This is a genomic window from Curtobacterium sp. DN_7.5 (assembly GCF_022655355.1).
GTDB classification, from domain to species: Bacteria; Actinomycetota; Actinomycetes; order Actinomycetales; family Microbacteriaceae; genus Curtobacterium; species Curtobacterium luteum.
This window is the reverse complement of sequence record NZ_CP093378.1, coordinates 297,128-308,323: the sequence shown is the minus strand read 5'-3', so window position 1 is coordinate 308,323 and position 11,196 is coordinate 297,128. Positions and strand designations below refer to the sequence as shown.

At 72.9% G+C, this 11,196-nt stretch carries 12 protein-coding genes; 3 read left to right on the top strand and 9 right to left on the bottom strand.

Annotated elements, in window-relative coordinates; all coding sequences use genetic code 11:
• Nucleotides 1-5: 5 nt before the first annotated feature.
• Both MON03_RS01515 and MON03_RS01510 read right to left on the bottom strand, forming a co-directional pair.
• Nucleotides 6-1,046 (bottom strand): carbohydrate ABC transporter permease, encoded by a 1,041-nt coding sequence (locus MON03_RS01515; RefSeq protein ID WP_242090090.1) that lies wholly within the window; start codon nucleotides 1,044-1,046, stop codon nucleotides 6-8.
• A 5-nt stretch (nucleotides 1,047-1,051) separates the two neighbouring features.
• The gene (locus tag MON03_RS01510) at nucleotides 1,052-2,326 is read right to left on the bottom strand and encodes an extracellular solute-binding protein (RefSeq protein WP_242090088.1); all 1,275 of its coding nucleotides are present in this window, start codon (nucleotides 2,324-2,326) and stop codon (nucleotides 1,052-1,054) included.
• A 94-nt stretch (nucleotides 2,327-2,420) separates the two neighbouring features.
• Here MON03_RS01510 and MON03_RS01505 point away from each other — a divergent pair, with 94 nt between their 5' ends.
• Both MON03_RS01505 and MON03_RS01500 read left to right on the top strand, forming a co-directional pair.
• Complete coding sequence (locus MON03_RS01505; protein WP_242090086.1) at nucleotides 2,421-3,584, top strand: LacI family DNA-binding transcriptional regulator; 1,164 nt, start codon at nucleotides 2,421-2,423, stop codon at nucleotides 3,582-3,584.
• A 149-nt stretch (nucleotides 3,585-3,733) separates the two neighbouring features.
• Nucleotides 3,734-4,411, top strand: a complete 678-nt coding sequence (locus MON03_RS01500; RefSeq protein WP_242090084.1) for a hypothetical protein — start codon at nucleotides 3,734-3,736, stop codon at nucleotides 4,409-4,411.
• On the opposite strand, the gene MON03_RS01495 is transcribed toward MON03_RS01500, so the two are convergent.
• The gene (locus tag MON03_RS01495) at nucleotides 4,408-5,031 is read right to left on the bottom strand and encodes a cupin domain-containing protein (RefSeq protein WP_242090083.1); all 624 of its coding nucleotides are present in this window, start codon (nucleotides 5,029-5,031) and stop codon (nucleotides 4,408-4,410) included. The two genes, MON03_RS01500 and MON03_RS01495, sit on opposite strands and share 4 nt — an antisense overlap.
• Before the next feature lie 66 nt (nucleotides 5,032-5,097).
• Between MON03_RS01495 and MON03_RS01490 the strand changes: the two genes are divergently transcribed.
• A complete protein-coding gene (locus MON03_RS01490; RefSeq protein ID WP_242090081.1) occupies nucleotides 5,098-6,078 on the top strand; it encodes an NAD(P)/FAD-dependent oxidoreductase in 981 nt (326 codons plus the stop codon).
• 132 nt (nucleotides 6,079-6,210) lie between these two features.
• Here the strand turns inward: MON03_RS01490 and MON03_RS01485 are convergent, their stop codons facing one another.
• The 6 genes from MON03_RS01485 to MON03_RS01460 form a co-directional block, all read right to left on the bottom strand.
• Nucleotides 6,211-6,879 (bottom strand): pentapeptide repeat-containing protein, encoded by a 669-nt coding sequence (locus MON03_RS01485; protein ID WP_022902853.1) that lies wholly within the window; start codon nucleotides 6,877-6,879, stop codon nucleotides 6,211-6,213.
• A gap of 4 nt (nucleotides 6,880-6,883) precedes the next feature.
• Nucleotides 6,884-7,297, bottom strand: a complete 414-nt coding sequence (locus MON03_RS01480; RefSeq protein WP_022902854.1) for a DUF6314 family protein — start codon at nucleotides 7,295-7,297, stop codon at nucleotides 6,884-6,886.
• 26 nt (nucleotides 7,298-7,323) lie between these two features.
• Nucleotides 7,324-7,647, bottom strand: coding sequence for an SHOCT domain-containing protein (locus MON03_RS01475; RefSeq protein ID WP_242090079.1), 324 nt, complete (start codon nucleotides 7,645-7,647; stop codon nucleotides 7,324-7,326).
• A 96-nt stretch (nucleotides 7,648-7,743) separates the two neighbouring features.
• Entirely contained in the window at nucleotides 7,744-8,817 is a 1,074-nt protein-coding gene (locus tag MON03_RS01470) for an NAD-dependent epimerase/dehydratase family protein (protein ID WP_502798682.1), read from the bottom strand.
• Between the two features lie 61 nt (nucleotides 8,818-8,878).
• Nucleotides 8,879-10,072 carry a zinc-dependent alcohol dehydrogenase gene (locus MON03_RS01465; protein ID WP_242090077.1) on the bottom strand — a complete coding sequence of 398 codons (1,194 nt, stop codon included), beginning with the start codon at nucleotides 10,070-10,072 and terminating at the stop codon, nucleotides 8,879-8,881.
• A gap of 173 nt (nucleotides 10,073-10,245) precedes the next feature.
• Nucleotides 10,246-11,136 carry an aminoglycoside phosphotransferase family protein gene (locus tag MON03_RS01460; protein WP_242090063.1) on the bottom strand — a complete coding sequence of 297 codons (891 nt, stop codon included), beginning with the start codon at nucleotides 11,134-11,136 and terminating at the stop codon, nucleotides 10,246-10,248.
• Nucleotides 11,137-11,196 lie beyond the last annotated feature (60 nt).

The following is an 11,196-nucleotide window of genomic DNA, read 5'->3' as shown; positions in this document are numbered from 1 at the left end:
GGCGGTCACCGGACCGATCCCTTCTCGATCCAGCGCATGCGACGACGCGACACCGGTCGTTCCCGGAGCGCCCAGCGCTGCAGCAGCGCGAAGACGACGATGATGCCGAAGAGCACGAACGCGATCGCCGCGCCCACGCCCCACTGCTGACTGCCGAACGCCGTGGAGTACGACAGGTACGCCGGGGTGATGGTGGTGTTCGCCGGCGCGCCCCGCGTGCCCGTGTAGATCTGGTCGAACACCTGCCACGTGCCGATCAGCCCGAGGGTGAGCACGGTGAACAGGGTCGGGCGCAGCTGCGGCAGCGTCACCCGCCAGAACCGCGTCCACGCACCGGCGCCGTCGATCATCGCCGCCTCGTCGACGTCGTGCGACAGGTTCTGCAGCGCCGCGATGAAGAGCAGCATGAACGTGCCGCTCGTGGTGAACACCGCGAGCAGGATGAACGCCGTCATCGCCACCGACGGCCCCGACAGCCACTCCCACCACGAGATGCCGAGCAGGGTGTGGTCGGCGAGGAACGCCGGCGGGTTCCCGGCCCCGAGCTGGAAGATCCCGGTCGGCTCGTTGAACCAGTTCGGACCCCGCAGTCCGATCCACCCGATGATCGTGTTCACGGCGCCGGTCGACGAGAACAGGAACAGCCAGAGCACCGTGATGGCGACGGAGCTCGTCACCGACGGGAAGTAGAACGCGGTCCGGAAGAACCCGCGGCCGCGCAGGGCCCGACCGTTCACGAGGACGGCCAGACCGAGCGCGACGGCGGTCTGCAGCGGCACGACGAAGACGACGTACCAGAGGTTGTTCCGCAGGGCGGTCCCGAAGTTCTGCTCGTCGAGGCCGCCCCCGCCGAGGATCTTCGCGTAGTTCTGGCCGCCGACGAACGACACGTCGGAGGAGAACGGGCTGCCCACCCCGCGCCAGTCGGACACGCTCACCCAGGCCGCCATGAGCACGGGGGCGAGGAGGAACAGGCCGAGGACGATGACGGTCGGGGCGGTGAACAGCCAGCCGGAGACGGCTTCGCCGCGGTTCTTCCGGGACACGTCCGTCAGCCCTTCAACGCGGCGGACATGTTCTTCTGCACGCCCTCGAGCAGGGTCTTCACGTCGGTGCTCCGCAGCGTGCCGAGCTTGGAGTCGAAGTCGGCGATGACGTCGGCCGTGCCGCTCGCGTTCGGCAGGCCCTGCGCCGCGTCGGCCTGGTCGAGGAACGCCGCGTACTGCGGGTACTCCTGCTTCCAGGTGCTGGCCGCGGACTCCACGGAGGGCATGACGCCGAAGGCCTTGGCGAACGCGAGCTGCTGGTCGGTGCTGGTCATCTTCTCGACGAAGGACAGCGCCGCCTTCTGGTTCGGCGAGTCCTTCGCGATGCCCCAGCAGTTGGTGAACTGGAGCGTGCCGGCACCCTTCGGGCCCTCGGGCAGCGGGACGACCTCGTACTCGACGTCGGGGTAGCTGGACGACATCGCGCCGGTGAGCCAGTTGCCCTCGATGGTCATCGCGGCCTTGTCCTTCCCGAAGGCGTCGCCGCCCCAGCTCTCGCCGAGGTCGCTCGAGAACTTCATCGACCCCTGGTCGAGCAGGCCCTTGACGTAGTCGAGCGCCTCGACGTTCGCCGCGGAGTCCACGGTGGCCTTCGTCTGGTCGGCGTTCGTCAGGCCACCGCCGGCCTGGGCCATGAACGCACCGAGGCGCTCGATCTGCGGGCTGGTGGAGAGTCCGACCCGGCCGTCCTGGGTGAGCTTCTCGGACACGGTCTCCAGCTGGTCCCAGGTCTTCGGGACGTCGGCGTCCGTGAGGCCGGCGGCCTTCCAGTCGGCGGTGTTGATGAAGAGCGCGAGGGTCGAGAAGTCCTTCGGCGCGCAGTAGAGCTGGTCGTCGACGGTGAACGACCTGGTCAGGGTCGGGTAGAAGTCCCCCGTGTCCTTCAGCTGGTCGCCGTAGGGCAGGAGCGAGCCGTTCGACGCGTACCCGGCGAGGGACGACGTGCTCACGTAGAAGACGTCCGCCGGCTTGCCGGACGCGAAGCCCTGCGCGAGCTGCTGGTCGAGGTTGTTGGCGGCCTGCACCGAGACGCCGGTGCCGGACGACTTCGACCAGGCGGAGGCAGCGCTCTTCACCGCGGCGGTCTCCGCGTCGCCGGACGAGCCGATGAGGACGGTCAGGTCCTTGTCGCTCGAGGTGAGCTTGCCGGCGTCACCGGAGCGACCGGAAGCACCGGATCCGCCGGAGCCCGAGAAGCCCGAGCCACAGGCGGAGAGGGTCAGGGCCGCGGTCAGCGCGATCGCGCCCGCGGTCAGCTTGCGTGCTGTGCGTCGTTGCATCAGGGAGGGCTCCTCGTCGAGTCGGCTTCGATCGTTCAAATTTGATCGATCAAACGCGTCCACGGTACACCCTCGACGCGCTAGCGTGAACCCCGTGTCCCAGCCAGCCACCGTCGCCGACGTCGCCGCCGCCGCGGGCGTGTCCCGGCAGACGGTGTCGAACGCGCTGAACCGGCCCGAGATCGTCCGGCCGGCGACCCTCACCCGGGTCCGCGCCGCGATCGACGAGCTCGGGTACCGGCCGCACGCCTCGGCAAGGCGCCTCCGCACACGGCAGAGCTCCACGCTCGGCGTCCGGCTCCCGCCGGTGCACGGCATCTCCGGCGCGGTCCTGGACCGCTTCCTCCACGCCCTCGTGGAACGCGCCGACGAACGCGGGATGCGCATCCTGCTCTTCACGGCGACCGACCTCGACGACGAGCTGGCGCACATGGAGCGGCTCGTGGAGGGGTCCGACGTCGACGGCTTCGTCCTCACGTCGACCGCGCACGGCGACCCGCGCGCGGCCTGGCTCGGCGAGCGTGACGTGCCGTTCGTCACCTTCGGCCGACCGTGGGGCGTGCCGGACATGGACGACGCCCCGCACCCCTGGGTCGACGTCGACGGGCGGGCCGGGCTCCGTGAGGCCACGGCCGGACTCGTTGCCCGGGGTCACCGGCGGATCGGGTTCCTCGGCTGGCCGAGCCCCTCCGGCCAGGGCGACGAACGACGACTCGGGTGGCGCGACGCCCTCGCCGACGCGGGACTGGGCGCACCCCCGGCCGGCAGCGCCGACGCGGGACTGGGCGCTCCCCCGGCCGGCAGCGCCGACGCGGGACTGGGCGCACCCCCGGCCGGCGGCGCCGACGCGGGACTGGGCGCTCCCCCGGCCGGCGGCGCCGACGCGGCCGCCGACGGGGCCACGGGCGCGGGCTCGGGCTCGGCCTCGGGCGCCGTGGACCTCGCCTGCGAGGACGACGTCGCGGCCGCCACCGCGGTCGTCGCCGCGGCCCTGCAGGGCGGGACCGTGTTCGACGCCGTGGTGTGCGCCTCCGACACTCTCGCGCTCGGAGCCCGGTTCGCGCTCGGTGCCGAGGTGCCGGTGGTCGGGTACGACGACACCCCGGTGGCGGCGGCCGTCGGCATCTCGAGCGTCGAGCAGCCCCTGGACGCAGCGGCCGCAGCGGCGGTGGAGCTCCTGATGGGGTCCGGGCGGTCGGTCCTGCCGGCCTCGGGCGGGCACCGGTTGCTCGCCCCGCACGTCGTCTGGCGAGGCTGACCGAGCGAGGGCACCGGATCCCGGCGTCCACCCCCGCCGGGACCCGCGGTGACGCGTCCGGACACGATCCGGTGACGACTCCCGCGCCCCCCGCGCCCGCACCCACACGGCGGGCTACCGTCGGGACCACGACGACGGCAGGGGGAGCCATGGGACACCGGACGAACAGCACGGTCGCGATCGGGGTACTGCTCCTCGTGACGACCGCACTGGCGGGCTGCGCGCAGCAGGGGCCGGCCGGACAGGGTTCGCCCACGGCGACGACCAGCGCAGGAGGCCAGCCGACCGCGACCGCCGACGCCGCCACCTCGTCGCCGACGACCTCGCCGACGCCCCGCCCGACCTCCACGATCACCCCCGTTCCCGGTGTCGACGACGATGCGGGGAACCTCCCCGACTCCTGCACCGGACTCATCACCGCGGGCAAGTGGGACGACTCGTTCGCGTCAGCTCCCCTCAACGACCCGAGCAGCGTCGGCGACCCGGCCGAGGTGCCGAAGGACGCGCTGACGCCGGTGCTGCAGCCGGACGGGAAGTCCCTGTACTGCGTCTGGCGTGATCCTGGGGCGGACACCACGAACCTGTCGATCCGGGTCGCCACGGTGGACTCCGCGAAGGCGTACCCGCACCTCGAGAGCGCCCTGCAAGGGTACGACTGCACACTCGACGGGTACGGCTACCGCTGCCAGAAGGTCTCGAAGAACAGCCAGTACCCGGTCACCGACGGCGACACGTACTACACCCGCGGCGACGTCGGGATCCACATCCGGCAGTCGAACGTGACGACCTCCGGGCTGCTCGACGACGTCATCGCGCACGTGTTCTAGCGCTCCGCTCGCCGCGGGACCGGGCGGGACCGGACGTGCGCCCGCTCCCCCTGTGGCCCGTAGAGGCAGAGCACCTCGGTGACCTCGTCCGTCGTGTTGCCCACCCAGTGCGGCGTGTGCGTGTCGAACTCGACGACCTCGCCCGGGCCGAGGTCGAGGTCACGGTCGCCGAGCAGCAGCCGGAGCCGTCCGGACAGCACGTACAGCCACTCGTAGCCCTCGTGGGTCCGCAACGTCCGATCCGTGTTCGCCGGTCCGGGCGGGATCAGCTGCTTGAAGGATCGCACCCCGCCGGTCCGCCGAGTCAGTGGGACGACGATCCGGTCGCCGTGGCGCTCGGGCTTGAGGTGCACCCGCGGATCCCCCGTCGGCGGCGCCCCGACGAGGTCGTCGAGCGGCACCTGGTAGGCCCGCGCGAGCGGCAGGAGGAGTTCGAGCGTCGGCTTCCGCTGCCCGGACTCGAGCCGTGAGAGCGTCGACACCGAGATGCCGGTCTCCGCGGCGAGCGCCGCCAGCGTGACGTCGCGGCGCCCGCGCAGCGCGCGGAGTCGTGGGCCGACCGCCTCGACGACGTCGGCCGTCGTGCTCGGGGTGATCCGCGCCTCCCGGTCGTGTGCCATGCCGCCATGTTGCCATGCCGGCAACCGTGCTTGCTGATCGCGGGCGATCCCGCCCAAGCTGCCGTCATGCGAGATCACTTCGACGTCATCATCGTCGGCGGCGCGGCCGCCGGCCTGTCCGCCGCGCTCGTCCTCGGCCGGTCTCGGCGCTCCGTCCTCGTCGTGGACGCGGGCGAGCCGCGGAACGCTCCGGCGGCGGGCATCCACAACTACCTCGGGCGGGAGGGCGCCGCCCCCGCCGAGCTGGGCCGCCTCGGCCGCGAGGAGGTCGCCGCCTACGGCGTCCAGGTGACTGCCGGGAGGATCGTGGCTGCGTCCGCCACCGAGGGCGACGCGGACGACCCGGTCGGGTTCTCGGTCACGCTCGACTCCGGCGCGGTCGTCACGGCCCGCAGGCTGGTCGTCGCCTCCGGCGCCGTGGACGTCCTGCCGGAGGTCCCGGGGCTCGCCGAGCAGTGGGGGCGGGGCGTCGTGCACTGCCCGTTCTGCCACGGGTGGGAGATCCGCGACCGACGGATCGGCGTGCTCGTGACCACGCCGACCGGGGCGCACCACGCACTGATGTTCCGCGCCCTGAGCGACGACGTGACGGCGTTCGTGGCCGATCCCTCCCTCGTCGATGACACCGCCCTGGCGGGTTTGTCGGCCCGCGGCATCGACGTCGTGCGGGACAGGGTGACCGCGGTCGTGTCCGACGGCGATCGTCTGACCGGCGTGACGCTCGCGGCGGGCGGTCTCGTCGGACTCGATGCCCTGGCTGCGGCGAGTGATCCGGAGGCCCGCGTCGGGTTCCTGACCGGTCTCGGACTCGAGGCCGCCGACCAGTTCATGGGCGACCACCGGTACGGGAGCGCGTTGCCGGTCGACGAGGTCGGGCAGACGGCAGTCCGCGGGGTCTACGCCGCGGGGAACGTGTCCTCGCCGATGGCGACCGTGATCGCATCGGCTGCTGCGGGGACGGCGGTCGGGGCAGCGGTCCACGGGGACCTGGTGCAGGCGGACGTGGCGGCCGCGGTGGCGTCGGCGGGGGGCACGCCTTGCCACTGAGCGCTGCGTGCGAGGTTCCACGCACGGTGGCAGCGCCACACCCTCGCACCGTGTGCACGACCTCGCACGCTGCGCCGTCGCACGCCGCGCCAGGCCGTCGCACGGTGCGCCAGGCCGTCGCACGGTGCGAGGTCAGTCGACGCGGTAGCCCGCCTGCGCCGCCAGCAGCGGAGCCAGCGTGTACAGCTGGTCGGTACCGATCGTCGCGCCGCGGAGGCCCTCCAGGCGCTCCACCCGGTCGAGGTCGGCCTCGCGCAGGTCGACGTGCTCGACGCGGGTGTTCGTGCCCTCGACCGCCCGGATCCGTGTCCCCGGGAACGCCACCCGGAGCAGCTTCGCGTCGGCGAGGTCGAGCTCGTCGACGACGCAGTCGCGGAACACGACGTCGGTGAGGGTCGCACCGCGGAGGTTCACGAAGCCGAGCTTCATGCCGACGAACTCGACCCCGGTGAGCGCGGAGTCGTACAGCTCCGCCGACCCGATGCGACCGCCGGTCACCCGGACCTCCCGCCAGGTGCTGCTCGACGCCCGGAGGACCGGCGCATCGAACTCCCCCACCGTCGCGTCGCGGATCCGGAGCCCGCGCAGATCGGCGTCTCCAGCCCGCAGGGAGTCGACGACGGACTCCTCGAGCTCGAGGTCGGGCACACGCTCCCCCGCGAGGTCGAGCACGTCGATGCGCTTGCCGTCGATCCGGTCGCCGGACAGGACGTCGCCGGCGCCGGGCGCCCAGGGCTCGAGGTCGGCCGGCTCGGTGAAGGAGGTGCGCGGGGCGTCGGTACCGTCGGTTCTGCGGGCCATGGGGTCAGTCTGCCGTGCGGGTCCGACGGAGCACGCTCTCGAGCACGTAGTCCTTCGCGGGGCCGTGGGCCTCCCACCGGACCGTCCACCGATCGGCGTCGCCCTCGAGCACCCCCGTGTAGTCGTCCGGCGTGCAGGCGTGGGACACCGACGTCCCCCAGACCCAGGGATGGAACACCCGGTCGTCCGAGAAGTGCACGGTCCACGAGCCGCCGGTCCGTCGGACGACCAACGTGCGCGACACAGGCACGGTGCGACCGTCGAAGCGCATCGAGCCGGACTCCTCCCAGCGGACCTCGTCCGGGCCGGTGGCGGTCAGCACGGTCGTGCCGGTGACGGTCCCGTCGACGCCCGCACGCCGGTCGAGCACGTGGCGGTCGAGTTCCCACTCCCCGAGGAGATCCGTCGGTTCCAGCACCCGACCACCCTACGGCGGCGGGATGCTCACCCGCGCAGGGCCTCCGCACGGGCCAGCCGGTGCTCCTCGTCGGAGATGACGCCGCGCGCGTGGAGGTCGTCGAGCTCGGCGAGCCGCTGCTCGAGCGACTTGTCCGGCGCCAGGGTCTTGCTCTGCATCGCCTGGTACGCGAGGTCCTCCTGCAGCGTGAACGGGTTCTGGCCGCGCTTCGCCATCCGGGCGCTGCGGACCGCGACCGTCACGATCATCGCCACGAACCCGAGGCCGATGACCACCGCGATCACGCCGAAGACCACCCCGAACGCACCGGGACCGGCACCAGGATCATCGCCGAGCAGTTCACCGAGCACGTGGTCCCCCTTCGTCGGACTGCTCCGACCGTAGTGGTTCGGACGCCTCGAGCGCTGCCCCGCGAACAGGCGGCGCGGAACGACCGGCCGGGGACCCTACCCCCGCAACGGCCCGGACGCCGGCACGTTCGCCTCGTCCGCGAACCCGCCGACGAGTTCGCGCAGCGCCTCCTCGGCCGTGTACCGCGGCTCCCACCCGAGCACCGACCGGGCCCGGTCCGTCCGCATGACCGGGACGGAGGCGGCGATGTCGATCCATCCCGCGTCGGTCGGCTGCACCCGGAGCCGCCACGTCAGCGTCACGATCCCCCGGAGCAGCCGGAGCGGGATCCGCACGGCCCCCCGCATGCCGAGCGCCCGTGCGATGCGCGGTGGGGTGAGCACCGGCGCCGCCGCGACGTTGAACGCACCACCGGCACGTTGGTCGAGGACCCGCCAGTACGCGTCGGCGAGGTCGTCGGCGTGCACCGCCTGGAACACGAACGGGTACGGCAGCGGCAGGACCGCCCACCGCACCCAGCGGACGATCCGCATCGGGACGAGGTGTCCGAGGAACAGCCCGTGCATCTCCGCGGCGGCCGCCCGCTGGAACACGAGCCCGGGTCGCAGCCGCGTCACCGTCACCGTCGGGTGCGCCGCCGCGAACGCGTCGAGTGCCGCTTCGTTCTCGGCCTTGTGCTTCGAGTAGGTCGCGGTCGGGATGCCCGTCGCCGGCCAGGACTCGTCGACGGGTCTGCGCTTGCCGGCAGCGTCGACACCGCGGTAGGCCCCGACGGACGAGGCGACGACGACGTGTCGGACGCCCGCGTGGACCGCGGCTTCGAGGACGTGCGCCTGCCCGTCGACGTCCGTCCGCCGCTGCGCCGGGATGTCGTGCGTCGGCTGGAGCGCCCACGCGAGGTGCACCACGGCGTCCGCACCCTGCAGGACCGCGGCGAGCTGCGGGACGACGCCGGGGTCACCGACGTCGAGTGCGTGCCAGACGGCCACGTCGTAGGGGGCCACCCGGGCGTCCGGCAGTCGGCGTGCCACGCCGACCACCTGGAGGTCGCCGTCGCCCTCTCCCGTGAGGCGTGCGGCGGCGAGCCGCCGCAGCAGCGCCGTGCCGACGTTCCCGGTCGCCCCGACCACGACGACCCGCATCAGCGCACCGCCGCGGTCGAACGCCATCCAGCGGCCACGCGCGATCCAGCAGCCACGCAGGACACGCGCGACACCCGCGACCCGCGCGTCACGCTGCGGCCATCGACGGGTCGAGAACGACCTTCACGCAGTCGTCCTCCTTCTTCTGGAAGACCGAGTACATGTGCGGAGCCTCCTCGAGCGACACCCGGTGTGACGTCAGGTCGAGTGTGCCGAGCGGGTCAGACGGGTCCGAGACGAGCGGCATGAGGTCGTCGATCCAGCGCTTCACGTTGCACTGCCCCTCGCGGACGGTGATCTGCTTGTCGAACAGCGTCATCATCGGCATCGGGTCGGCCATCCCGCCGTAGACGCCGCTCAGCGACACCGTGCCACCGCGGCGGACGAGGTCGATCGCCGCGTGCACCGCGGCGAGCCGGTCGATGCCGGCGGTCTCGATCGCCTTCTGTGCGAGCTTGTCGGGCAGGAGCCCGGCGGCGCGCTGGGCGAAGCCGGCGACCGGGTTGCCGTGCGCCTCCATGCCGACCGCGTCGACGACGCCGTCGGGCCCGCGCCCGTCGGTCAGGTCGACCAGCTGCGGCACGACGTCCTTCGTCAGGTCGAACACCTCGGCCCCGTGCTTCGCCCCGAGGTCGCGGCGGACCTGCTCGGGGTCGACGGCGAGCACCCGGTAGCCGAGGTGCGCGCCGATGCGGGCGGCGAACTGGCCGACGGGGCCGAGGCCGAGCACCGCGAGCGTCCCGCCCTCGGGCACGTTCGCGTACTGCACCGCCTGCCACGCCGTGGGCAGGATGTCGCTGAGGAACAGCCAGCGGTCGTCGGGCGTCCCGTCGTCCGGGATGACGATCGGCCCGTAGTCGGCGTGCGGCACCCGGAGGTACTCGGCCTGCCCACCGGGAACCTGGCCGTACATCTTCGTGTACCCGAAGAGCGCGGCACCGGTGCCGTACTCGGTCACCTGGGTGGTCTCGCACTGCGACTGCAGGCCGTTGCGGCACATGAAGCAGTGCCCGCACGAGATGTTGAACGGGATGACGACCCGGTCGCCGACCTTGAGGTTCGTGACGCCGGAGCCGATCTCCTCGACGATGCCCATCGGCTCGTGCCCGAGGACGTCCCCCTTGTCGATGTACGGGCCGAGCACGCGGTACAGGTGCAGGTCGGAGCCGCAGATCGCGGTCGACGTGATCCGCACGATCGCGTCGGTCGGCTGCTGGATGGTCGGGTCGGGGACGGTCTCGACGGACACCTTCTCGGTGCCCTGCCAGGTCAGTGCGCGCACGTCGCGTTCCTCTCGTGGTCGCTGCGGGCCGGCCGGGAGGCACGGCTCGTCTCCCGTACGTCAGTACCCGCCCGCCACGCCACGGCTTCCCAGCCGCGTCCGCGAGCCGCACTGCCCGCCGGACGCACACCGGCCTCCAGACCGCCCCACGCAGCGTTCCGGTCCGCGCCTGGTCAGCCGCTCACCGGGTCCGCGAGGGCGGCCTCCAGGACCGCCCCGTGTTCGGCGCGGTCCCCCGGCCCCGCGCTGCCGGCGAGCATGATGAGCGACTTCCACAGCGCCCATCCCCGAGCCCGCGCCCACGTGTCCGGGTCGAGACCGACCGCGTCACGCAAGACCTGCCGTGCCGGGGCGTCGAGGAACGTCCACGCGAGCACGAGGTCGCACGCCGGGTCGCCGACACCGCACGTGCCGAAGTCGATCACGGCGCTGAGGCGTCCGTGGTCGTCCACGATGAGGTTACCCGGGGCGACGTCGCCGTGGAACCACACCGGGCCGCCGTGCCACCTGGACCGGACCGCCCGCGACCAGACCGCCTCGCACGCCGGCCGGTCGACGTCCGCGCCGAGGGCATCCAGCGCCGCGCGGACCTCCGCCCCGTAGTGCGACGGGTGCGCCCCACGGTGGAACGAGTGCGCGCCCGCTGTCGGCCCCGGACCGACCGGGACGCCCCGCAACTGCACGAGCACGGCGCCCACGTCCGCGGCGAGCCGGGACCGGTCGACGTCCGGCGCGTCCAGGAGCACGGTGCCGCGCAGCCACCACCGGACCGACCACGGGAACGGGTAGTCGTCCTGCGGCTCCCCCGTCGCCACCGGTTCCGGGACGGGCACGTCGAGGTGCTCCGCGAGGTACGGCAGGACCCGCTGCTCCTTCTCGACCGCCGGCACGTACCCGGCGGCGCTCGGCAGCCGGACGCTCAGGTCGCCGCCCAGCCGGAACGTGCGGTTGTCCCAGCCCTGGTGCTCGACCTCACGCACCGGGAGGTCCGCCCACCGGGGGAACTGCGCCGCGACGAGCCGGCGGACGAGGTCGGCGTCGATGCGGGGCACGTCGGTGTGCATGGCAGCAGGCTAGGCGGTGCACGGCCCGGCACGCGGCGTTCCGGACCAGCGGGACGGACG

Coding starts and splice junctions, on each gene's coding strand:
- MON03_RS01500 (WP_242090084.1), top strand. CDS start 3,734: ATGGGACACCGGACGAACAGCACGGTCGCGATCGGGGTACTGCTCCTC.
- MON03_RS01485 (WP_022902853.1), bottom strand. CDS start 6,879: ATGGCCCGCAGAACCGACGGTACCGACGCCCCGCGCACCTCCTTCACC.
- MON03_RS01470 (WP_502798682.1), bottom strand. CDS start 8,817: ATGGCGTTCGACCGCGGCGGTGCGCTGATGCGGGTCGTCGTGGTCGGG.
- MON03_RS01460 (WP_242090063.1), bottom strand. CDS start 11,136: ATGCACACCGACGTGCCCCGCATCGACGCCGACCTCGTCCGCCGGCTC.
- MON03_RS01495 (WP_242090083.1), bottom strand. CDS start 5,031: ATGGCACACGACCGGGAGGCGCGGATCACCCCGAGCACGACGGCCGAC.
- MON03_RS01490 (WP_242090081.1), top strand. CDS start 5,098: ATGCGAGATCACTTCGACGTCATCATCGTCGGCGGCGCGGCCGCCGGC.
- MON03_RS01510 (WP_242090088.1), bottom strand. CDS start 2,326: ATGCAACGACGCACAGCACGCAAGCTGACCGCGGGCGCGATCGCGCTG.